Below are 22,075 nucleotides of genomic sequence, written 5' to 3' on the forward strand. Positions count from 1 at the left end.
ATCAGGCAGCATCAACCGAGTTAATGGATTCATACAGTTTTTCCAGTACCGGAACGGCTTCTTCAACCGCCACAAACTGGTCAAAGATATTCAGCTTGGCGTACTTGCCATCTTCTCTGACTACACAGCCAACTTTATCAGCAATGTAACTCAGGTACTCCCTGTCTTCCTGCTTTGGAGTCAACGCCCGCAAATCAATTTTGAACCGCTCAGACGCTGTATGCCTGCGCTTCACCCGGATAAGCACACCATTGCAGTCCAGCTGCAGGTTGGTCATACGATTGTCACGCTCATCCAGCTCATCCCTGAACTGAATGTCCAGATTACGCTCAAATTCTTCCCGTAAATTTTCAAGGTATGGCACAACCCCAAACATTTTGCCCTGTTCTCGGCTCATTATGATTACCCACTCACGGTAATTTTTTTGGAAACTCGATTTTTACTGCATTTCTAAAGAATGAATATGATATGGGTCATACAATGATGAAAAACGAATAACATTTTAACTATTGGAATCAAAAGAATTTCTACGCTGTTTTAATGCGTGTTGAATGACGTTAATTCAAGTTAATTAAAGCTCAATGATGACAAACTTTTTAATAAAGACATCGGTTAACCAGCAATGGAGTATTTGATTCAGGATTATTTCTGAATCAAATACTCCATTGCTTCTTATACTTATTATCAGCGTGCATTTATACTGCACCTTAACGGACAATGGTCCAATATATTTGACATAAATCAATACCATCCACAGATATTTTGCCGTTTTCCCCAACTCCTTATTTTGCATAAAAATTCAATAATCTCACTGACCTGATCAATGCAGTCTCTTTTTAACACGACAACACATCCCTGCTCTGCATTGCCCGCTGCCCTGGCAGCCTATTAAAACAGGAATTTTTATGAGTACAGCGGTCAACGCAATGGCCAACAATAAACAGAAAGGCGCACTTCAGCGTTTTCTGGATATTATCGAGCGAGGCGGTAATGCCCTGCCTCACCCGATCATCATGTTCTTCTACTTTGCGGCAGGCACCGTTGCCCTGTCTGCTGTCCTGAACATGCTGGGTGTATCGGTCACCTACAATGCCATGGACCGGGCTACCGGCGAACTGATGCCAACCACCGTGACCATTCAGAGCCTGCTGACAGCAGACGGCATTCGTTTCATGTTTACCAATGCCATCCGCGCCTTTACCGGTCATGCGGCGCTCGGCACCATTCTGGTTGCCATGCTGGGCGTAGGGGTTGCAGAGTCTTCCGGTCTTATCAGCGCCATGCTCAAGCGTGTTGTACTGGCGACACCTAAACGACTGATTACACCTATTCTGGTATTCGCCGGTATTATGTCCAACGTGGCATCCGACGCTGGCTATGTTGTTCTTGTGCCTCTGGGTGCCATTGTCTTTATGAGCTTTGGCCGTCATCCGCTGGCGGGTATTGCGGCTGCATTTGCCGGTGTATCCGGTGGTTTCTCCGCTAACCTGGTGATTGGCTCTATCGACCCCCTGCTGGGTGGTATCACTACTGAAGCGGCACGTATTCTTGACCCGACCTATATGGTGACTCCGGTCGCAAACTATTACTTTATGTTTGTGTCGACGTTCCTGATCACCATCCTGGGTACTTTTGTTACCGATAAGATCGTTGAACCCCGTCTGGGTCAGTATAACGGTGAGATGACGAAACAAGCTGACCAGATGACGCCTGAAGAGCTGAAAGGCCTGAAACGTGCCAAATGGGCTTTCCTGACCCTGGCAGGCATTGTGGCTGCGTTGGTACTGCCAGAATCTGCGCCTCTGCGCGATCCGGCTACTGGCGCCATTCTGGGTAACTCTCCGTTCATGCAGTCCATTATTGTTGTTCTGACGGCTGCTTTCCTGATTCCCGGCATTGCTTACGGTTACGGTGCCAAAACCATTACCAGCCCTGACGATGTCGTTAAAGGCCTGGTGAAGGCAATGTCTTCCATGGGCAGCGTGCTGGTGATTATTTTTGTCTCCGCACAGTTTGTGTCTTACTTTGCCTACTCAAATCTTGGCATTGTGGCGGCGGTTTCCGGTGCAGACATGCTGCATGGCATTGGCTTTACGGGCATTCCGCTGGCAGTGGCCATGGTGGTTCTGGCGGCTGTCACTAATCTGTTTATGGGCGGTGCCAGCTCCAAGTGGCTGATTATGGCTCCGGTGTTTATCCCGATGTTCATGCAGCTGGGCTTCAGCCCTGAATACACCCAGGTGGCTTACCGTATTGGTGACTCCACCACCAACATCATTACACCACTGATGACGTATTTCCCGATCATTGCCAGCTTTGCAGCGCGTTATGAAGAGAAGAATGGTCCAAAAATTGGTATTGGTACTATGATTTCCATGATGATGCCGTACACCTTCTTCTTCCTGGGTGGCTGGATTGTGATGTTTATTATCTGGAGTGTACTGAACCTGCCTCTGAGTCCTGGTGCTGCGATGATGCTGTAAACAGCCATCTGATTGAATAGCATTCACTTAATAAAAACGCCCATGATCATTCTGGTCATGGGCGTTTTTATTGGAAGGTCGACTTGATAATGCAGTTAACCAGACATCAGGATTCTACTTCTACGGACTGAAAGCGATCCTCTTGCTCCGCATGAGGCAGTAGCAGGTTTAGCAATACCGCAGTAATCGCACACAAAGAAACGCCACGCAGGCTGAAATCTCCAAAGCTCAGAGCCATATTGCCAATACCGAACACCAGTACGATGGAAACAATCACCAGATTGCGGGCTTTGCCCAGGTCAACCTGAGCCTTGATCAGAGTGTTCAGGCCCACCACTGCAATAGAACCAAACAGCAGAATCATAATGCCACCCATCACCGGTGTCGGGATGGTCGCCAGCAGTCCACCCACTTTTCCGATAAACGCCACCGCAATAGCGATCACGGCTGCCCAGGTCATAATCTTTGGATTAAACGCTTTGGTCAGCATCACGGCACCGGTGACTTCACTGTAAGTGGTATTAGGCGGACCACCAAACAGTGCCGCTGCAGACGTAGCCAGACCATCACCCAACAGAGTGTTCTGCAGGCCTGGTTTTTCCAGGTACTTCTTCCCGGTCACAGAGCTGATCGCCAACATGTCACCTATATGTTCTATCGCAGGCGCAATAGCGACCGGAATCATAAACAGAATGGCGTTAATGTTACCGACATTCACCACCCAGCATGACATTTTCCTAATACCTGCTATCTATTATCAGATAAGCAAATATCAAGAAGCCTTGTTATGCCTCCTATTCAATACCGCTCTCAGGTCATGGATCATCTCGGTCTAGTGGCTGGAATGTGCAAAGAGCTGGGCATTGCCGACCATATCGACAGGCGCGCGCCCAAAGTATCTGACGAATGGAACATCTCCCACGGTGAGGCCGTTGTCGCGATGATTATCAATGGCCTCGGCTTTACGGGGCAGTCTCTCCACATGTTCCCTCAGTTCTTCTCCAATAAACCCCTCGATAAACTGATCAGAGAGGGGATTGAGCCCGAGCACATAAACGACAAAGTTCTTGGAAGAACACTGGATGAACTGTTTGAACTGGGTGTCAGTAAAGTCTATTTTGAGCTGGCTATCAAGGTGGCTACGCATCTCAAATTGCCATGTGATGCACTCAACCTTGATGGCACAGGATTTCACGTCGATGGCCGTTATAACAGCGAGGAGGAAGTCAGTGACGAAGACCTCAATTGCATCAGGCTTTGCAAGGGCTACAGCCGAGATCATCGTCCTGATCTGAACCAGGCCATATTGCTCCTGCTGACCGAAAACCGGGCAGGCATTCCGATGTTTATGAAAGCAGCCAGCGGTAATGTGACGGACAAGACCAGTTTCAAACAAGTGGTTTCTGAGCATATAAAGAGCTTCAAAGCGGCACTTAATGCCCGTTACTTCATCGGTGATGCCGCATTGTATGTGGCTGAAACCGTTCAGGAACTGAGTCAGCAGGATCAGTTGTTTATCTCCAGAGTTCCTCTCAACATTGGTGCAGCCAAAGAACTGGTTCAAAGTGCGCCATTGCGCTCAATGGTTGAGGTTGAAGGGTTTGAGCATTACGAATCTGTAGAAACTCTGTCTGACTATGCAGGTGTCGTACAACGTTGGGTACTGTTTCGAAATAATCAAAGCCAGAAAACAGAACAGAAGACACTGACAAGGCGTATGCAGAAAAAGTCCCTGAAGGAATTCAAGGAACTTGAGAAATTGGGCAAGAAGCCATTCTGTTGCGAATCGGATGCCATGGAAGCTTTCAAGCTATGGCAAAAACAGTCCGTATACTGCCAGGCTGAACCTGAGATCATCGAGAGTCCCTGCTATAAAACCAAAGGCCGTCCTGCTGATGGGACAGTTCCCGACCACTATGAATATTATGTGACAGGCTCCTGCGCGGTTGCTGTACAGACTCGTCGTGATGCAGAAGCATCGTTGGGTTGTTTTGTTCTGGCAACCAACGATACAGATACAGCCCGGCTTGACGCTGGCGAACTACTGAGGACGTATAAATCCCAGCAGCAGGTTGAGAGAGGTTTTCGCTTCCTGAAGAGCCCTGATTTTCTGGTGTCTTCACTGTATCTCAAAAAACCTGAGCGTATTGAGGCCCTGTTAATGGTGATGACACTCTGCCTTATGGTCTATGCTGCAATTCAGCATCGAATCCGCTATGAACTGAAAAGGCAGAGCCGAACGTTCCCGGACATGAAGAAGAAACCAGCCCAGAACCCAACGGGCAGATGGGTTTTCCTGTGCTTTGATGGGATTCATGTGCTGTCGGTTAACGGGACGGAGAAACACATGGTTGGAATATCGGAGAGGCAATCGACGATCATTTTTATTTTGGGCTCAACGTACCAAGAAATTTATTCCTGAATAGGGTGGTGAATGACGGATGTTATATTCCGGAAGGCTGAAGTTTGGCATGCCAATCCATGCGGCTTCGTGCATGGCGGTAAAGTCTACAACGCCCATAAAAACAGCCGTAAAATAACCAGCCGCAACACCGCATAAAATGGGGATTAACTTCAGAATACCACCCGCCACTGTCGACACCAGCAACGTTGTCAGCAGCGAAACACCCGCCAGAATAATGGAGGTGGTTTCATTGATAGAAGGGTTAGCCGTTCCGTTTGCCATGCTGATGGCTGTTGGTGCCAGCCCCAGGCCAATCACCATGATCACAGGACCGACCACAACCGGTGGGAACAATCGGTACAGGAAACCACTGCCACGAACACGGACAATCAGGCTCAATACAACATAGAAAAAGCCTGCCGCCATCAGGCCGCCCATGGTCGCAGGTAACCCCCATTGCCCGACACTGAATGTAATCGGTGCAATAAACGCAAAAGAAGATGCCAGAAAAATAGGCACACTACGGCGAGTGACCAGCTGGAAAATCAGGGTACCAACGCCTGCCGTAAAGAAGGCTACATTCGGGTCCAGCCCGGTCAGGATAGGAACCAGCACCAGTGCGCCAAAAGCAACGAACAGCATTTGTCCACCCATTAGCACCTGACGCCCCAGTGGCATATCGTCTACCAGAGAGTTTGTCTCGGTCATAATCGTTCCCTTCAAGTCAGCAAATTACTCATTATTTTTCTATCGCGAAAATTTTTTCATCTCCGGGGGGGACAAAAAAATATTTCATTCATCCATGGCTGTTTGATGGCTTTTATTTCACCATTCTTTTCAGCACCCATAAAAAAAGGCCTTCCGGCCTTTTTTTTATGGGTTATTTGGTTCCGAAGATCTTGTCTCCGGCATCACCCAGCCCCGGCATAATATAGCCATGCTCATTCAGGCAATCATCCACTGAAGCAGTGTACAGTTTTACATCCGGATGCGCTTCCAGCAGTTTTTCGATACCTTCAGGTGCAGCTACCAGAACCAGACAGCGAATTTCCTGACAGCCCGCTTTTTTCAGCATATCAATGGTCGCAATCATAGAACCGCCTGTAGCCAGCATCGGGTCCAGCACCAGAGCCATACGCTCATCAATATCTTTTACCAGCTTCTCAAAGTAAGGTACTGGTTCCAGAGTTTCCTCGTCACGGTACAGACCAACAACGCTGACCCGAGCGCTTGGAACGAGGTCCAGAACACCGTCCATCATCCCCAATCCGGCTCGCAGGATAGGTACGATGGTAATTTTCTTGCCTTTGATCTGCTGGACCTGAACATCACCTGCCCAGCCACTAATGGTGACATCTTCCAGCTCCAGATCTTTGGTCGCTTCGTAAGTCAGCAGTGAACCTACTTCATTTGCCAGGGTACGAAAACCCTTGGTGCTGATATCACGCGTACGCATAATACCCAGCTTATGCTGTACCAGAGGGTGCTTAATTTCCTGTACACTCATGCCAAAACCTCGACCAGTGTGGTGTCTCTCAATTCAATCCGGTGTCATTCACCTTTCTCCTGCCCGAATAGCATTATTCTGGAAAATTTCCTGAAGAGTTCAGCAAAGCAAGTATGGAGAAAAGCGGCTGTCAGAACTGACCATGCCTTAGAATGCACCGCCAACAGCGTAAACCTTCTTATTTTCACACAACCCGGACACAACTCCATAGGTTTTTTACGAAAACCACCTCGTACAGCATCGACTTGCTGTTCTGGTCAAACACAGGTATTTTTTCTTCTTTTTTTGATCAAGGTCAAACCTGTCATCAGGTTGACCAGATTGCTCACTTTATTAAGGTTCGCACCCAATGTCTGTTGATCTAGATCATATCCGGCAAGTTCGTGACGAAGCTGACTGTCTCTACAATGAGCAGCAGATTGAAGAAGCTATTGCCAGCATGGGTAAAGCCATCACCGAACAGCTGAGTGACAGCAACCCGCTGGTTTACTGTGTGATGAACGGTGGTCTGGTCATCACCGGCAAACTGATGACCCACCTGCAATTCCCTCTGGAAGCATCCTACGTGCATGCAACCCGCTACAGAAACCAGCTGACTGGCGGGCAGCTGAACTGGAAAGTGCGCCCAACCCAGGACATGAAAGGTCGTACCGTTGTGGTGGTTGATGATATTCTTGACGAAGGTCACACTCTGGAGGCCATCGTTGACTTCTGTAAAGAACAGGGCGCCGAGAAAGTACTGACTGCCGTTCTGATCGATAAGAATCACGACCGTAAGGCTCGCCCTGGCATGAAAGCCGACTTCTGCGGCCTGGAAATCGAAGACCGTTACATCTTCGGTTACGGTCTGGACTATCAGGGCTACTGGCGTAATGCTAACGGCATCTTTGCCCTGAAAGGTCACTGAGGCCTTTTAGCTGCAATAAAAAAACCGCTATTTTATTACGGAATAGCGGTTTTTTTCGTATTATTTTTCATCTGCCTTTGGCAGATGCCTTTTCCTCAGCGGCCACGTATTGATTTTTTAATGCTGTTCCTTTCCTTCCTGACTGTTTCTGTTACCTGTTTGTGTTCTTTCTCTGCAACCTTGTCTTCATTGTGAGTGCGTTTATCCAGGTTTTTCAGTGTTGCACTGAAAGCGTCACCATCAGTGACTTTTTTCAGATCACTTTTGGCTTGTTCCAGTTTCTTTTTCAGCTTTTTCCGATCCAATGGGTAATAATCAACCCTATTGTCCATTTCTTCTTTTTCGCTTTTGGCTTTATTTAACTTTTCAACTAATTCACCAAGACCTGACTGCAAAAATTCTTTTTTGGATGTTGATTTTTTTTCCGCCTTTGGGAGCTGGTTATACTGGGTTTCCAGCTTGCTTTTTTGTCTTTTCAGCTCACTCTCTAACTGTTTAATATCACGCCTTTTTTTAGGGATATCGACATTCCGGTATTTATTCCGCGTAGTCCTCAGGTCACTTAAATTTCTCTCCGCTTCGCTGACTTTATCCTGATAATTTATCAGCAGTTTATCGTAGCCCTCTTCCACCCGACCTTTCTCCTGATCGAATGCTTTGTGCCGAGCCTCAGTGGCTTTGTCAATACCGCTGTGTTTCTGATTTCCTACCTGTTCGTAGTGTTGGTCAAGCGCAGCGCTAAGCTCTTTAGTCGATAATGATAACTGATCTTTCAGTCCGGCTTTGAGAGAGTCAATATCAGCCGTTTGCTCAGATACACCCTTATAATGGTTATATCCCGCTGACTGACTGAACGCCGCTTTAAACTCTCTCAACATCTCTTTTTTCTGGTCTCTGGATTGAGATTTGGAGAAATTAAACTCCTTCCCTGTATCCGGAATTTTGAACTTGCCTGACTTCGGGCCCTTATCACTATCAAGCAAATCCAACTCCTTACCAAACTGACGTTCAAACTGCTGCCACTCCTGCTTCATGGTCTTTAGCTCATCAAGACGTTCCAGCTTCTGGTTTCTGGCTTCTACCTTAGCCTGCAGGTCTTCTGGAAAGGTCTTCAACACGTCTGGAGGTACTTTTTTCCAGTTCTTCCCTGTTATCCAGCGTTTTGCTTCACCATAAACCATTGATTTAAGTTTGCGCCCTCTTGTACGAATGGCATCTTTCACCTTCTGCGTTGTTTTTCGGGTGTCTGTTCTTTCCGGGGTTTGATCAGCGGCTTCACCGGTAAGTTCAAGAAGCTCACTTTCAGAAGGAGGAGGCGGAAAGTCATTATCGTCTGCGTTTTTTACGCCAGAGTCCGATGCAGGCTTAGGGATATAAGAGTGTTCTGGCGTATGGTGTGAAATGCGCCTGCTGGCAAGCAGTGGACTGTGATTCGAAGGCGCAGGCTGTGAAGATGGTGATTTGACAGTAGGAAGCGAATCCATTTTTGACGGCAAACTGACCGACTTGCCAAAAGTCTTTCCTGTTGCTGCCGGAGCCGATTGAGTCGCCTGATTCAGGGGTTGCGCTGACCTGGCAGCTCCGGAACTATCGATTGATGACATAAGCTGATACCGTGAACGTCCCTGTTCTGATATTGCAAAAGCACTTGCAACGGTTACTGAGTCCTTTCTGTTATAAATTAAGTATCAGCTATAGCTGTAAGGATGATTCTGTTGGATTTATATCAATTTGAAATATCAAAAAATATTATCTACAAAAAAAGCTGTTATAGCCACGATACCAACCATCACAGTAAAGCAATCAAGCAGTGGTTGCCTGAAACGCTTCAGTCGCTCGACCCTGTAGAATGCGTATACAGGCATCAGGTAGAGAATGGTTGCCAGTACAGGCACAACAACCATTTCAATCATGCCGATGACACTCCAGTTGGCATAACCTGCAAACCAGCAGGTCACTATCACAAAAAGCACTGAAAAACGCTTCAGCCCGACCGTATGCACAGGTATGTCTGGCCACTTTTTGATCCACTGTTGCACAATCAACCCCTGAATACCCTCAAGCGTTCCCAGGTACACACCAAACCATGAGCTGGCTATGGCAAAGAAAGCGATACAAGGCGCAATAACGGAGAAAAAGAGATTGCCCGAACGGTTTGCCAGCAATGACAATACGGGTAAATTCTCAGCTTTCGCCAAAGCCATGTCTTCAGGAGAGAGGCAGAGAACGGAAGAAAAAACAAACAGAAGAATCACGACCAATAACAGCTGAGTATTACGCTTGAGTATCAGGGCTGTCTTGCGGGCACACGCCTCACCATCCTTGATGTGGATCCGGTAAGCCTGAGCAAATGCTGAGCATGCGGGAGAATGATTAAATGAAAAAATCAGCAGCGGCATGGTCAGAAACATCGTAACCCCCATGCTCTGAAAGTCGACAGGCTGCTCAAAAGCCGAAAGATTCCACTGAGGCACCAGATACAGGGAAATCCCCAGCAGAATCGCTACCAGCGGATAACACAGTAGTTTGGCAGCACGAAGCATCCAGGTTTCACCAGCATGCATCACAGCGACAAGCATAAGGATTAAAGACAGACACAACCAGAGGCGGGAAGGTGCCTCTATATGCAGCTGATGTTCGATAAAACTGAGTACGACATTGGTAATGCCTATGCCATAGAGCAGGCTAATAGGGTAAATACAAAGAAAGTAGGCAAACGTAAGAACCTGCCCGATTCTCTCTCCAAAATGTTCCCTCACGGTTGAGGTAATATTGGCCGCCGGATCACTGCCAGACAGGCAGAAACGAACAAGGTTGCGATGAGCCAGCCAGACCATTGGGCCAGCCAGAACAGACAATATAATCAGTGGCCAGATACCACCCGCTCCGGCACTGATGGGCAAATAAAGGATACCAGCACCAATGGCGGTGCCAAACAAATTAAGCATCCAGCCTGTATCGCGGGAAGTCCAGCCAAAAGCCTCTGCCCGCCCTACATCAAGCTCTGCAGAATTTTTTGGCATTGAGTTCTCCTCAAACTTAGCGCTTTCTGTTACTTCTGTATTAATAGCTGGTTTCCATTCCGGCCTGATTAGTAACCTTCAAGAGCCTGTTGAAACAAAGGCTGCCCGGATACAGGGCGTCAGAGTCAGAAAAATACCCTGAATGGGTAAACAACTCAGGAGCCTGTCGGAGTATAGACACCCTGCTCAGAAATAATTCCCGTGTTTACAGAAAAAAACACTTTAAAAAGAGGTATGGATATTCATATAACCATTTGGATTAATTCCTTAAGGAGTTATTCAGTTAGAATCATGCAAGACCATTTTCCGGACCGAACCATGAAAAAAGACAAGAAGAAAATCATTGGAGAATCATTAAGCGATGAGCGTATTAAAGAGCTTCTGGCATTGAGGCCTCCAGTCGGTGAAAGCCGCTCATTCCATATTCTGACCCGGGCTTACCGTACTCTGAGGCAGGAAGATTTTTCCCGTTTCATTCTGTTTTATGCAGAAACCGGGTTAGAGCTGAACCCCTGTGACCGATCTGGCCGTCGCTTCCTTGATGTACTCTCCAGGCATCAGCGTGCCGCGCCTTATATTCAAATTCTCCACACAGTGGGCGTCAGATAAACACCAGATGGCAGATCCTCAACTGCCATCTATACTCCTGATTCTTTATTATCTTTTCATTATCGGGTAACCCCAACATGCTGTTATCAAGGCTTCAACGCTTATGGCTTATGGCTGTTATTTTGCTTTCAGGCCATCTGTTTGCCGCAGAGATGGATCAGGCAAGAGCTTATGACAAACACTACCCTGAAATAAAATACACCGAACTGAGAAAATCCATTGATGCGGGTGAAGTGTTTATTATTGATGCCAACAGTGAGCAGACTTTCAAAAAAGGCCACCTGCCTACAGCAGTGTCTATGGTTGATGAAAAAAAGCTGGAAGAGCGTATGCCTTATAACAAGCACTACCCCATTATTGTTTACTGTGGTGGCTCCCAATGTACGGCGTGGCACAAAGCAGCCGACTTTGCAGCAGCACGGGGTTATACCAGTGTTCGCCACTACAAGGGCGGGTTGAAAGACTGGCAGGCACAGGGTGATCGCCTGTCTACAGCATCAAACTGAACCGTTAGGTCTCTTGTTGCCACAAATGTTGTCACAAAATAAATGTGCTGATTCTCAATAAACTCAGCCTGTTCATCGGTTATTGCCTCAAATTGCTTTCCCATAATAACCACCCGCTTTATTGATGTTTGACCCGATGCAAAACAAACTCTTGACCCGTCTACATTATGACCATGTTTTTTGTAAAATGGCCCTGCAAAAAAGTCATCGACAGACAGCATAATTTACACAAACAGCCACTGAAACAACATTATGAAAATTCGCAAAGAAACATCAGACGACATCAACACCATACGCCATCTGGTTTATGCTGCGTTCAAGGGGCATCCACACCATAAACCCGGAGCCGAACCCACTGAACACACGATTATCGACCTGCTGAGGGAAAGTAACGAATTATCGCTGTCTCTGGTGGCTGAGCTGAATGGTAAAATTATTGGTCATATCGCATTCTCACCCGTCAGGATTAATGGGCAGGATAGCCACTGGCTCGGGCTCGGGCCTGTCGCCGTTTTACCCGATGCGCAGGGCAAAGGCATTGGCTCAGCACTGATCAATGAAGCGATTAAGCAGCTTAAAGAAAAGGGGATCAGCGGCTTTGTTGTTCTGGGAGAGCCGGAATATTACAGTCGGTTTGGTTTCTCTCATTACTCAGAACTCACTTTACCCGGCGTTCCGCAAGAGTATTTTATGGGATTGTCAAATAGCTCAGAGATCCCAACAGGTGAAGTTACCTACTCTTCAGCCTTTGGTTAAAATTTCTCCTTCTTTTGACGATGGCCTATAAGTACTCAGCCATAAGGTTGAGTACTTATATTTACAACACAGTGCTCATACTATGCCTGATATCTCTGGTACCAACAGGCCACTACCACCAATCCCCGGTCGCCGGCCTAAACGTCCGCCTTTGCGAACAGGCAAAGTGGGCAATACAGGACGTACCGTTCAAACTGCCACACCAAAGCGAAAGCTGCCAAAACGACCAAAGCTGTCACCCATAAACCCTCTTCCCGACAAGCCTCTGAAAGAAAGAAAAGTAGCAGCAACAGAGAGCCAGGCACCTTACATCAAGAGACAGGCAAAGGATGTCATACCTGAAATGATGCCAGGCAAGGTGCAACCCCCTCCCAGACTGGGCAATGTAAAGATTGGAACAATGCTGGGTCAGGGAGCATTTGGTAAGGTATTCCTCGCCCAAAACGATTCTTCCGCTAACATTTCTGAAACTCCGGGAATATTGCAGAAAAATTATGTAGTCAAGGATCAAAATCTGGGGGTCGACCCGAATGTGGTACAGTTTCGAAAGAATCTGGCTCATGCAGAAGTCAACTTCCAGAGGCAGGCAAGAGGAGCGGTGCGCGTTACCGGCGAAAACGTCTATCAAGGCAGGGATGGTGTTCATCATCAGGTTATGATGGAACATGGTGGTCAGGAGCTTGCCAAAATCATTGCACGCTCAGCCAGTGGCGCGGCCAACCCTCTGGATGAAGGAACCTGCCGGGCCATAGGCTCACAGCTTATTTCACAGTTATCTTCCCTGCACAGACAGGGAGTGGCTCACCGGGATATCAAGCCTGAGAATGTACTGGTCAACCATCAGGGAAAAGCCAGGTTATCCGATTTTGGGCTTAGCCAGAAAGAAAATCCTGTCAGCAGACAGTACGGTTCTGACGACCTGAAATTCAGCGGTTCTGCAGGAACCCCCGTCTATATGGCTCCCGAAACCTTTCATGCACAAACTTACTCGGAAAAAGCCGACTGCTGGTCGATGGGAATGATGCTGTCAGAATTACTGACCGGAGAAAGGCCACCTTATTTATTTCAGGATTTTGAGTTTCAGGGGCAAAAATACAAGCAATTTAACCAGCAGCTGTATAACCAGTTTACCCGTTCAATCTTGAACCACCCTGAATTGTCATCAGACGCAAAGAGTACCATTCTCAGTATGATTGCCCTTGATCCACGAGCCAGACCCTCTGCCGAACAAACTCTGAATCTGCCGTTTTTCCAAAGTGGCAAGACCCGGGCCGGAGGCGCACATTTTCAACTTCAAAGCCAGCACCAGGAGGCATTCCAACAACTGGCACACTTTGAGCAAATGCTTGAAAGTGCCGAAGCTCGCTTGCAGGACAATCCTGATGAAACGACCGCACGAGAAGTTGCTTCACTAGGGCGACAGGTCTCAGCAATGGGTGTTGAAGTCAAGAGTTTACAGGCCAAAATGGAATTAGAAGACCTGAATTCTGAACTGAAACAACTGGATCAGAAAATGAATAGTTCTCGTAGCTGGCTACCACAAACCAAAAAACAGAAACAAGCCTTTTCAGACCTGTCTGTCAGGTATTACGCAACCAGAAAAGATGTACGCCTGAAAGAGCAGGAAGCAAATTATCTGGACCAGGCCGCCAGTCTTATGCAGCAAAAAAACAGCCTTATTGCTCAGGTAGAGGTCGCACAAAACGGAAGCAGCGGGAGACCAACCCGGAAAATAGCACAATTGATGATGCAGGCTCTGGAGATCGACAACACGCTACAAATCAAAGACCTTGAGAACCAGCTTGGCATCCTTAAAATAAAGCAAAATTATTTCATAGATCATCAAACGACATTAACCAGTCGTCAACGCACCGAGGCAAAAGGGATAGCAGCCACTATAAAAAATACGGAAAAAGAGTTGACAGATTTCAAAAAGTCATCTAAAGGTTCATAAAATTGGCTACAGTGAGTCCACTCTGGCCCTCACATCATCCGTTTTAACAACTCACGATCCCGAAACCCCATGAACTAAACTGTTCCTAGAGCAAGAAGACAAAGTAAAAGAAATTAATCTTTTACTTTTGCTTTTACTTTTACTACCAGCAACCATTATCCAACTGACAGACTGATGCTTATGTACTGGTTCCTTCTCTTTATGGCCGGAGTGTTTGAATCCGCCTTCGCCATAGGGCTTAAGCTCTGTGATGGCTTCAGCAAGCCGATTCCCAGTATTCTGACGGCAATTGCCATTGTCCTGAGTATGCTGATGATGTCCATGGCCATGCGTGGCATTCCGGTAGCAATTGCCTACGCCGTCTGGGTGGGAATCGGGGTTGCTGGCAGCCTGGCCCTGAGTTATCTATTCCTTGAAGAGCCCATCAGCGCTATGCAAGTTGTTAGCGTTTCGTTGATTATCACTGGTGTCATTGGCTTAAAAATCACATCTACTGGTTAATACCTGCTCAAACAAGCAGGTTAGTTCTGCGTAACTGGGCACTGAACCGTTAAACAGACTGATCCAGATCAATACAAACACTTAGGTAATAGCCGAAATTGAACAAATGAAGGCTCCAGGTGCCAGCTATATCCTCTAAATAACATAGAATAATCAGTGCTTTACCCCAAAAACACCTGATTTGATTCTCTATTTTGTCATTTATTGATCTAAATCAACTTCTCTTGCCCTCTGTATCTCTAACCTTTATAGTCGACGGAGTTTAGTTGAGTAATTACCAGGAAAAACCCTTCATCGCCTATGGGTTCATGGGTAGATTTTATGCTCATAAACTCCGTTACCCGCTGAGATTGACTATCCATAACAACCACAACAAGCAGATCGTACATCTCGCAATCAGCCTGCAATAGCTACACGACAACAACATGTGAGCAGGCACTATGTCTGGCAACAAAGGATAATCAATATGCAGCAGTGGATTCGACTCTCCCTAACCACCAAAGTACTGATTGGTATGTTAACGGGCTTGCTGGTTGGCCTGGTTATGCGACACCAGTTCGAAGGCATTGCCTTCGTGGAACATTATCTGGTCAACGGTCTGTTCGACATCACTGGTCAGATCTTCCTGACTGTTCTGAAAATGCTTGTGGTACCACTGGTTTTTACTTCCATCGTCTGTGGTGCCTGCTCTCTGAAAGATATCAGCGTACTGGGTCGCCTTGGGGTTAAAACCGTTGGCCTTTACCTTCTGACGACCTGCATTGCAATCAGTCTGGCAATGGCAGTAGCCCTGGTGGTCTCACCTGGCGAAGGAGCCAACCTGGAGAGTGTCAGCACCTTCGCTGCATCTGACGCGCCTTCCATTTCCGACGTCATCATTGGCATGTTTCCAAAAAATCCAGTTGAAGCTCTGGCTTCCGGCAACACTCTGCAAATTATTGTATTTGCACTGCTGTTTGGTATTGCCATTGCCGCTGCCGGCAAACCCGCCCAGCCGGTGGTCAACCTGTTCATCGCCCTGAACGAAGTGATGATGAAACTGGTGACTCTGGTAATGAACCTGGCACCTTATGGCGTGATGAGCCTGATGGCAAAATTGTTCTACAGCATCAATCTTGGTGCTGTTGGCAACCTGTTCCAGTACTTTATGGTGGTGATCGGTGTTCTGGCCCTGCAGGTTTTCATCACCTATTGTGGCCTGCTAAAAATCACAACGGGTCTGAGCCCACGCCTGTTCCTGAAGAAAATTCAGGATGCCTTTATGTTTGCGTTTACCACGGCCTCCAGCAATGCCACCATTCCGGTTACTATGGAAGCCGTAACCCGTCGTATGGGCGTAAAAAACGATGTCGCTTCTTTCACCATCCCTCTGGGCAGCACCATAAACATGGATGGCACTGCCATCATGCAGGGTGCTGCGACAGTATTTATCGCCCAGGCGTTTGGTGTTGAATTGTTTATGAACGACTACCTGATGGTCATTATGACAGCCACTCTGGCATCTATCGGCACAGCAGGTGTTCCGGGGGTCGGACTGATCATGCTGGCAATGGTCCTGCAACAGGTTGGTCTGCCGCTGGAAGGCATTGCCCTGATTATGGGTGTTGACCGTCTGCTGGATATGGTGCGAACAGCCGTTAACATTACCGGCGACAGCGTTGTCACCTGTATTGTTGCGAAGAGTGAAGGCGCGCTGGACCTGTCAGTGTTTAATAACGAGGCAGCCGGTGAGAGTGATGAAAACATTGACTTTCGCCAAATAGGCAACCGCCAACAACCTCTGGAAGCCTGATCAGCTAAATGTCCGTTCTCCAAACCGGCGCGCTCCGCAGGTTTGGAGAACTCAAAACATCAACTCACCGTTGCTGAAATGTCGTCATAACCAGGCTTCTGACCATACAAACCCGGATCATCAGGATTAGGGCGGGTTTTAAAACGACGGTGCAGCCACATATACTGCTCCGGTGCTTTCAGAATACCCTGCTCAATAATTTTGTTGCAGCGAATGGCATCAGCCCGGTCATCGCCACTTGGAAAGTCTTCCAGAGGTTCAGAAATTTCCAGCGTATAACCGGAACCATCTTCATTACGGGTCGCTAGAAACGACATCATCTTTGCTTTGGAAATTCGGCACATGGTACTGCTGCCAGTAATGGTGGCGGCTTCTTCCACAGCAAAAAAAGGTACAAACTCCGCACCGTCACGACCAAAGTCCTGATCGGTGGTATACCAGACAAGCTCTCCCTGACGCAGCGCACGAATAGCCGACTTCAGTTTGAATTTGTTAATCATGCCCTTGTTGGAACGGGAACGACCACGAACCTGCAAGTACTCCATCACCGGATTATTATGCGGACGATAAACGCCCAGACCGTCAGACTTCAGACCGAACAGCCGAACACCAATCTCCAGCGTCAGGCTGTGCAGGGAAAACAGCAAAACGCCACGTCCTTCCTTATGAGCCTGCTCAATATGTTCCAGCCCTTTAAACGTCAGTAGTTTGCTGAGCCGTCGGTCTGACCACCACCACGCCATCGCCAGTTCAAACAGGGCGATACCAGTAGATTCAAAGTTTTTCACCAGAAGTTCACGACGTTCGTCGTCTGGTATCTCAGGGAAACAGAGTTCAAGGTTACGCTCAGCGATTTTACGGCGGGAGGAAGCAATCAACATCAGCAGTCGTCCAAGTTTTCGGCCCAGTGCCAGCTGCCAGCGATAAGGAAGGACCTGAGTGGTTATCCACAGCAGCCCTGCCAGCAACCATAATGCCCAGTATTTTGGATGCAGAAAAGCCAGCTCAAACTTAACGGTGTCCGCTGATACCAGAGAGTTGATGGTCTTGCCTGAAGATCGTGAGGTATTGGAAGTCTTTTGCATGGCAGCATTTTATTAAAAATTGCAAATGCTGAACTGGAGTATTAACCGCAAATTACCGTTATAAACGACAGTACTTACCGAATCAGAAGATATAACAGCGAGGAGCCTGTCTTTCCCTATGGAAGAGAAAATGTACCTTTTCTACAAGCACTCCGGCCTGCGCCCTATTGAATAATTCTACCCATTCGGTAAAGTCCGCGGTTTATCGTAACCCCAGATGGAATCAGTGTGTCCAGAAGCTTTCAGTTCGATCAGATCGGTGTCATCCACTCCTGTTACCGGCAGAAGTTTGGTATTCCACGTCAGCCCGGCATTGTGACGGCTGCAGAGGCAGAGCTGGAACTGTTACCCCCTTATAATCAGGAAAATCTGGTGCGCGGACTGGAAGGGTTTTCACATCTGTGGGTACACTTCATTTTTCATGAAACCATGGATGAAGGCTGGCGCCCAACCATTCGTCCACCACGACTGGGCGGTAAGCAGCGCATGGGGGTTTTCGCCACTCGTTCGACGCATCGCCCAAACCCTGCGGGTCTTTCGGTGGTTCGCTTAAAAGGCATTCAGTCTGGCAATGGCAGGCTGATTCTTAAACTCGCAGAAGCCGATCTGCTGGACGGCACGCCGGTCATTGATATAAAGCCCTATCTTCCTTATGCAGACGCCCTGCCTGAAGCCAGGGGTGGTTTTGCGCCACTGCCAGCGGTGATGGCAGAAGTAGAGTTCACCGAAGACGCCATGGCCAAATGCCTGAACTATGAACAGAAAACCGGTCGACGGCTGGTTCTGCTTATTCAGCAGGTTCTTGGTCAGGACCCTCGTCCGGCTTATCTGCGTGAAACCACCGGGCGACGACATGGCTCGGCACTATGGGATGTGAATGTGGTCTGGGAATCCAGAGGTGACCACTTTCTGGTCACCGACCTGGAAGCTTATACAACCCATCCGTAGCTGCTCTGCTGCTACCGGCAACATAGTGATCAATGACCAGTCTCTGGTCAGCCTGAACCAGCATCCTGATGGGGGCTCGGGGGGCAGAAGCATCCGTCATCATATCGGCAATCGTTTTTGTTAATAAGACTGAGGCTGGTCCACCATAGTTCAAAGAGACATGAAGAAAAACACCTTTGGTTGCAGAGTTGCTGGCAGAAAGGGCTGCACCTTTTACCTGACCGGGTAATGATAAAACCCTTCCCAGCAGGTTTGTCGCAGATGCAAATCCCGGGATATAAGCCTTGCCGTAGGGGATAAAGTAGTTGATAACCGGACTCACGTAAGGGGAGGCTATAGCGGCTACTTCTATTCCAACCAGCACCCCCGTGGTCAGGCTGATACTGTCAATTTTTTCCTGAAACCATTCTTCTAATTCCTGCATCCGCTGACTACTGGACAACACATAACCCGTCGCTGAAGAACTCGTCTGCTTCAGGTATTCATCAAAAAAAACCTTTGTAACCGCATCAGGGTCACTCATCAGTGCCATAGATACAGAAACCAGACCATCCTGTAGCAAAGGCAGAATTTCAGAATCACGCCAGAAATAGTGATCATTGATATTTCTTATAAAGCTTCGGATTCTTCCTGCAGAAGTAATGGTAATTTTTGCCAGCATGCCAAGGTCGTCACCCTTGCCTGCCAGTGCGTAAGCACTACCCAATGCACCAAAACCGCCCCAGGCATCGGTGACTAGTTTGCTGCCAGGCTGACGAACAGTGCCATTCGCAGGCGACAGCGCCTCCCCTATTGGCTGAAAAGCAGTCAGCCCAATGCAGTCAACGATGTTTCCTGACAGCGATGAGAGCCAGAATGTGGCATAGCGCCCTGCCAGAGAAAGGTCAGCCATTGGTGTTAATAATTTTTGTATGAATGGATAACCAGTTGCCTGCACGGCGGCGGCCTGACAGGTTGACAGGGTCGGTGAAAGACCGAGATTCGCGAAAAACTGCTTAATGTCACGTCCTGCCTTCAGCTGCACCGGTAACAAGCCGTAACCGTGGGCATATGCGAACGCGCCTCCATCCTTAAAGTTATTTAACCGATCCCCTGTTGCCTTATCGATACCCCAGGAAAAAGCCACTCCCATCAAATGATAACCCAGTGTTTCAAGTGGGGACTGAACCCTGACATAAGGAGAGCGCCCGGGCTTATGCAGGACGGTCAGGCAGATCAGTTGGCCTTCATTACCTGGCGAGCGAATAACACGTTTTCTGGTCAGAGGGGTTTCCAGCCTTTCACTGTCAAATTCAGTTTGCCGCTCAAGGTTAATGAAAGGCAGATCCAGATACAGACCGTGATGGGTGTAATCAAACCCCTCCTCCGTGGCTGTGCTGCCAGGGCGGATCGGGTTGTATTCCAGGCTGTCCCAGTCAGCGTTCTTTAATTGCGGAGGAGCAACCAGATAAACGGTTGCAGTGGCATCAGGACCGACCAGAACACAGTTAGTCCCATCATCTTTAATCGTGCCGTCAGGCTGAATCTCAATAACAGGGTGCTGTTCATCAAGAGCTGCCGGCCAGGTGGCATTGAATGGTTCGACGCTCGACTCTGCACTACCGGGAAATAAAAAACCCGCTAGCAGGCTACCCAATAACAAAGAAAAGAACTGTCGCATATTATCTACAGGCTCTAGAAAATGAACGCTAAGAATAGACAGTTATCTTAAAGAACGCAGACAGTTACCAATTTATTTTTTAAGCACAATGTGAACTGACAGGAAGTATTCTGAATTCGCCCTGATATTTATTTCGGAACAAAAGTGCTATTTTATCCCTTCGAATAATGTTTGTTGGCAGAACGCTGAATGATCATACCTTATAAGGACATTGAACCCGATACACTCAACAACCTGATTGAAGAATTTGTCACCCGCGATGGCACCGACAATGGCTACGACCAGCCTCTGGAACAAAAAATAGAAAGTGTCCTGAAACAGCTACAGCAAGGGGAAGTCGTGGTTGTTTTTGACCCGAACCTGGCCAGCGTTAATATTGTGCCGAGAAATATGGTAGCCGCGATGGATGGTAGCCATTAAGGAAGCATATATTGCTGTTGGCTGTTGGCTGTTGGCTAAAAGCCAACAGCCAACTCCTCAAAGCGGAAACTGTGTCAACTCCACACCATTCAACATCAGCAACCCATCTTCCAGAGCCATTTTCAGGGTTCTGCTTTCCTGCCAGACCGCTTTAGCCTGCTGCATGCTGTTCAGGCATTGCATCTGCTCACCGGAATCCTGAAATTGCAGACAGGAAGCGGTAAGGAAGTCACCACTGTTCACCATGGTCTGACACATGGAAGTGTAAAGTACCGCTTCCGCTGGCTTCCCGCCCTGCTCCTGAACCATTTGCTGAGGAATATATTCACAGCCCCAGTCCAGCAGCTCATCGGACAAATGAACAGAAGCAGACACAGCCAGCGACTGCATCGCTGCATGAGTCATCAGGCTTTCTTCTATCGGTGTCTGAGGTGGGTTATCCAGAAACTGTTCTACAAATGCTTTAGTTTTGTCTGTACCTGTCAGATCAAAGGCAAAAGAAAAATGTCCTTTGCTGGTCTGTACCGAGACTTCATCAACCGCAATACGTGGCTGAGTACTGATTAAATCCCGTAACCACAGACCAGCATCGTCAACCGACATGACCTGTTCAGCATCACCGCGCCCCAGCAGTTCAGGGATACGTTCAAGCAGATTCCTGTCAAGATTTTCCACGCTGGAACTGATGCTTAACCCTTCAATCAGATTATCCAGCCCCTGGTCGGACAATAGCGGAACAGTCACTGAGCCAGTACTCATGACCATATGACTGCTCAGCTGGTCATTAGCCGTTGTCTGCTCACCTTCAGCCTGAAAGTTATCCACAACCAGCAATACATCGGAAGAAACGGAAGGCACAGAGTAAGAGACTTCCGGAGCCGTCATGGACCAGCTCTGTTCATGGGTACTGAATTCCACCACCGGAGAATTCATGGCCATGCGAAACAGGGGCTCACTGTTTTCATGCACCGTCCAGACCAGAGGTTCCATATCCACAGCAACGGTTCCGGAGCCCTGGCTGGTCAGCTGCCCCTCTGCTGGGTCAACCTGTAAAGTCAGCACCGATTCCGGATCCAGAGGCCATTCAATACCTTCTGTGGTCAGTCTGGCGGATACGGAACCGTTCAGATTCATAGAACCACTGATGGTTCCGGGCATGGTAAAACGAACACCCTGCTCATACGTGTAATAGTTAACGTCCAGATCACCGGAGATCATGCCCGGCACAGAAAACAGAGAGCCATGATTCAGAGTACCGGTCAGTTCCAGCGCCTGACCGTTAATCTTGCGCAAGCCCGTTCCCTGAAGTGTCAGTTCCAGATCCGTACTGCCATAACCCCGACTGATGGACAGGTTTTCAACACGATAGTCGTGCTGCTCTGCCAGATTGACCAGATCATTCTTCAAACGGCTTTCAAGAATAAAACCGTTCAGGGCTGGCATACCCAGTACCGCCAGGCCTGCCAGTCCGGCCATACCGGATATCCATAATTTTTTTGTATTCGTCATTGATTACTTCT

At 48.0% G+C, this 22,075-nt stretch carries 19 protein-coding genes and 1 pseudogene; 11 read left to right on the top strand and 9 right to left on the bottom strand.

The annotated features are described in order from the left end of the window. Nucleotide 1 precedes the first annotated feature (1 nt). Nucleotides 2-397, bottom strand: a complete 396-nt coding sequence (locus NX722_RS16205) for a hypothetical protein (protein ID WP_262563867.1) — start codon at nt 395-397, stop codon at nt 2-4. Nucleotides 398-905: 508 nt separating this feature from the next. Between NX722_RS16205 and NX722_RS16210 the strand changes: the two genes are divergently transcribed. After that, the gene (locus tag NX722_RS16210) at nt 906-2,483 is read left to right on the top strand and encodes an AbgT family transporter (RefSeq protein ID WP_262563868.1); all 1,578 of its coding nucleotides are present in this window, start codon (nt 906-908) and stop codon (nt 2,481-2,483) included. 106 nt (nt 2,484-2,589) lie between these two features. Here NX722_RS16210 and NX722_RS16215 read toward each other — a convergent pair. After that, nucleotides 2,590-3,189: pseudogene (locus tag NX722_RS16215) on the bottom strand (uracil-xanthine permease family protein); the annotation flags it as partial. 81 nt (nt 3,190-3,270) lie between these two features. On the opposite strand from NX722_RS16215, the gene NX722_RS16220 reads away from it, so the two are divergent. Next, nucleotides 3,271-4,905 (top strand): IS1634 family transposase, encoded by a 1,635-nt coding sequence (locus NX722_RS16220; RefSeq protein ID WP_262563869.1) that lies wholly within the window; start codon nt 3,271-3,273, stop codon nt 4,903-4,905. On the opposite strand, the gene NX722_RS16225 is transcribed toward NX722_RS16220, so the two are convergent. Both NX722_RS16225 and upp read right to left on the bottom strand, forming a co-directional pair. Continuing rightward, nucleotides 4,879-5,595, bottom strand: a complete 717-nt coding sequence (locus tag NX722_RS16225; RefSeq protein WP_262563870.1) for a uracil-xanthine permease family protein — start codon at nt 5,593-5,595, stop codon at nt 4,879-4,881. The genes NX722_RS16220 and NX722_RS16225 overlap by 27 nt on opposite strands. 172 nt (nt 5,596-5,767) lie before the next feature. Then, entirely contained in the window at nt 5,768-6,394 is a 627-nt protein-coding gene (upp, locus tag NX722_RS16230; RefSeq protein WP_262563871.1) for a uracil phosphoribosyltransferase, read from the bottom strand. Between the two features lie 349 nt (nt 6,395-6,743). Between upp and NX722_RS16235 the strand changes: the two genes are divergently transcribed. Further along, on the top strand, nt 6,744-7,301 hold the full coding sequence (locus NX722_RS16235) for a hypoxanthine-guanine phosphoribosyltransferase (protein ID WP_262563872.1): 558 nt from the start codon (nt 6,744-6,746) through the stop codon (nt 7,299-7,301). A 95-nt stretch (nt 7,302-7,396) separates the two neighbouring features. Here NX722_RS16235 and NX722_RS16240 read toward each other — a convergent pair whose 3' ends face one another. Together NX722_RS16240 and NX722_RS16245 are read right to left on the bottom strand one after the other, a co-directional pair. Further along, nucleotides 7,397-8,905 carry a hypothetical protein gene (locus NX722_RS16240; protein WP_262563873.1) on the bottom strand — a complete coding sequence of 503 codons (1,509 nt, stop codon included), beginning with the start codon at nt 8,903-8,905 and terminating at the stop codon, nt 7,397-7,399. 135 nt (nt 8,906-9,040) lie between these two features. Beyond that, nucleotides 9,041-10,324, bottom strand: coding sequence for an amino acid permease (locus tag NX722_RS16245; RefSeq protein ID WP_262563874.1), 1,284 nt, complete (start codon nt 10,322-10,324; stop codon nt 9,041-9,043). A 291-nt stretch (nt 10,325-10,615) separates the two neighbouring features. Between NX722_RS16245 and NX722_RS16250 the strand changes: the two genes are divergently transcribed. The 6 genes from NX722_RS16250 to NX722_RS16275 all read left to right on the top strand — a co-directional run bounded on the left by NX722_RS16250 (nt 10,616) and on the right by NX722_RS16275 (nt 16,442). Beyond that, complete coding sequence (locus tag NX722_RS16250; RefSeq protein WP_262563875.1) at nt 10,616-10,933, top strand: PA4642 family protein; 318 nt, start codon at nt 10,616-10,618, stop codon at nt 10,931-10,933. Nucleotides 10,934-11,043: 110 nt separating this feature from the next. Beyond that, nucleotides 11,044-11,439: a rhodanese-like domain-containing protein gene (locus tag NX722_RS16255; protein WP_262563876.1), complete on the top strand. Its 396-nt coding sequence runs from the start codon at nt 11,044-11,046 to the stop codon at nt 11,437-11,439. Nucleotides 11,440-11,691: 252 nt separating this feature from the next. Beyond that, nucleotides 11,692-12,195, top strand: a complete 504-nt coding sequence (locus NX722_RS16260; protein ID WP_262563878.1) for a GNAT family N-acetyltransferase — start codon at nt 11,692-11,694, stop codon at nt 12,193-12,195. An 82-nt stretch (nt 12,196-12,277) separates the two neighbouring features. Next, the gene (locus NX722_RS16265; RefSeq protein WP_262563879.1) at nt 12,278-14,149 is read left to right on the top strand and encodes a serine/threonine-protein kinase; all 1,872 of its coding nucleotides are present in this window, start codon (nt 12,278-12,280) and stop codon (nt 14,147-14,149) included. Between the two features lie 180 nt (nt 14,150-14,329). Next, nucleotides 14,330-14,650, top strand: a complete 321-nt coding sequence (locus tag NX722_RS16270) for a DMT family transporter (RefSeq protein ID WP_262563881.1) — start codon at nt 14,330-14,332, stop codon at nt 14,648-14,650. A gap of 466 nt (nt 14,651-15,116) precedes the next feature. Then, complete coding sequence (locus NX722_RS16275; RefSeq protein WP_262563882.1) at nt 15,117-16,442, top strand: dicarboxylate/amino acid:cation symporter; 1,326 nt, start codon at nt 15,117-15,119, stop codon at nt 16,440-16,442. Between the two features lie 59 nt (nt 16,443-16,501). Here NX722_RS16275 and lpxL read toward each other — a convergent pair whose 3' ends face one another. Further along, a complete protein-coding gene (lpxL, locus tag NX722_RS16280; protein ID WP_262563883.1) occupies nt 16,502-17,527 on the bottom strand; it encodes an LpxL/LpxP family Kdo(2)-lipid IV(A) lauroyl/palmitoleoyl acyltransferase in 1,026 nt (341 codons plus the stop codon). 228 nt (nt 17,528-17,755) lie between these two features. On the opposite strand from lpxL, the gene tsaA reads away from it, so the two are divergent. Further along, on the top strand, nt 17,756-18,475 hold the full coding sequence (tsaA, locus tag NX722_RS16285; RefSeq protein WP_322740933.1) for a tRNA (N6-threonylcarbamoyladenosine(37)-N6)-methyltransferase TrmO: 720 nt from the start codon (nt 17,756-17,758) through the stop codon (nt 18,473-18,475). On the opposite strand, the gene NX722_RS16290 is transcribed toward tsaA, so the two are convergent. Further along, on the bottom strand, nt 18,441-20,135 hold the full coding sequence (locus tag NX722_RS16290) for a hypothetical protein (RefSeq protein WP_262563884.1): 1,695 nt from the start codon (nt 20,133-20,135) through the stop codon (nt 18,441-18,443). The two genes, tsaA and NX722_RS16290, sit on opposite strands and share 35 nt — an antisense overlap. Nucleotides 20,136-20,324: 189 nt before the next feature. Between NX722_RS16290 and NX722_RS16295 the strand changes: the two genes are divergently transcribed. Continuing rightward, nucleotides 20,325-20,555, top strand: coding sequence for a YheU family protein (locus NX722_RS16295; protein WP_262563885.1), 231 nt, complete (start codon nt 20,325-20,327; stop codon nt 20,553-20,555). 57 nt (nt 20,556-20,612) lie between these two features. Here NX722_RS16295 and NX722_RS16300 read toward each other — a convergent pair whose 3' ends face one another. Further along, nucleotides 20,613-22,064, bottom strand: a complete 1,452-nt coding sequence (locus tag NX722_RS16300) for a YdgA family protein (RefSeq protein ID WP_262563886.1) — start codon at nt 22,062-22,064, stop codon at nt 20,613-20,615. Nucleotides 22,065-22,075 lie beyond the last annotated feature (11 nt).

It is taken from the genome of Endozoicomonas gorgoniicola, from assembly GCF_025562715.2.
Classification (GTDB): Bacteria; Pseudomonadota; Gammaproteobacteria; order Pseudomonadales; family Endozoicomonadaceae; genus Endozoicomonas_A; species Endozoicomonas_A gorgoniicola.

Bases quoted from the DNA above. Each gene is read 5' to 3' on its own strand.
- NX722_RS16205 (WP_262563867.1), bottom strand. From the start codon at position 397: ATGAGCCGAGAACAGGGCAAAATGTTTGGGGTTGTGCCATACCTTGAA.
- NX722_RS16210 (WP_262563868.1), top strand. From the start codon at position 906: ATGAGTACAGCGGTCAACGCAATGGCCAACAATAAACAGAAAGGCGCA.
- NX722_RS16220 (WP_262563869.1), top strand. From the start codon at position 3,271: ATGCCTCCTATTCAATACCGCTCTCAGGTCATGGATCATCTCGGTCTA.
- NX722_RS16225 (WP_262563870.1), bottom strand. From the start codon at position 5,595: ATGACCGAGACAAACTCTCTGGTAGACGATATGCCACTGGGGCGTCAG.
- upp (WP_262563871.1), bottom strand. From the start codon at position 6,394: ATGAGTGTACAGGAAATTAAGCACCCTCTGGTACAGCATAAGCTGGGT.
- NX722_RS16235 (WP_262563872.1), top strand. From the start codon at position 6,744: ATGTCTGTTGATCTAGATCATATCCGGCAAGTTCGTGACGAAGCTGAC.
- NX722_RS16240 (WP_262563873.1), bottom strand. From the start codon at position 8,905: ATGTCATCAATCGATAGTTCCGGAGCTGCCAGGTCAGCGCAACCCCTG.
- NX722_RS16245 (WP_262563874.1), bottom strand. From the start codon at position 10,324: ATGCCAAAAAATTCTGCAGAGCTTGATGTAGGGCGGGCAGAGGCTTTT.
- NX722_RS16250 (WP_262563875.1), top strand. From the start codon at position 10,616: ATGCAAGACCATTTTCCGGACCGAACCATGAAAAAAGACAAGAAGAAA.
- NX722_RS16255 (WP_262563876.1), top strand. From the start codon at position 11,044: ATGGCTGTTATTTTGCTTTCAGGCCATCTGTTTGCCGCAGAGATGGAT.
- NX722_RS16260 (WP_262563878.1), top strand. From the start codon at position 11,692: ATGAAAATTCGCAAAGAAACATCAGACGACATCAACACCATACGCCAT.
- NX722_RS16265 (WP_262563879.1), top strand. From the start codon at position 12,278: ATGCCTGATATCTCTGGTACCAACAGGCCACTACCACCAATCCCCGGT.
- NX722_RS16270 (WP_262563881.1), top strand. From the start codon at position 14,330: ATGTACTGGTTCCTTCTCTTTATGGCCGGAGTGTTTGAATCCGCCTTC.
- NX722_RS16275 (WP_262563882.1), top strand. From the start codon at position 15,117: ATGCAGCAGTGGATTCGACTCTCCCTAACCACCAAAGTACTGATTGGT.
- lpxL (WP_262563883.1), bottom strand. From the start codon at position 17,527: ATGCAAAAGACTTCCAATACCTCACGATCTTCAGGCAAGACCATCAAC.
- NX722_RS16290 (WP_262563884.1), bottom strand. From the start codon at position 20,135: ATGCGACAGTTCTTTTCTTTGTTATTGGGTAGCCTGCTAGCGGGTTTT.
- NX722_RS16295 (WP_262563885.1), top strand. From the start codon at position 20,325: ATGATCATACCTTATAAGGACATTGAACCCGATACACTCAACAACCTG.
- NX722_RS16300 (WP_262563886.1), bottom strand. From the start codon at position 22,064: ATGACGAATACAAAAAAATTATGGATATCCGGTATGGCCGGACTGGCA.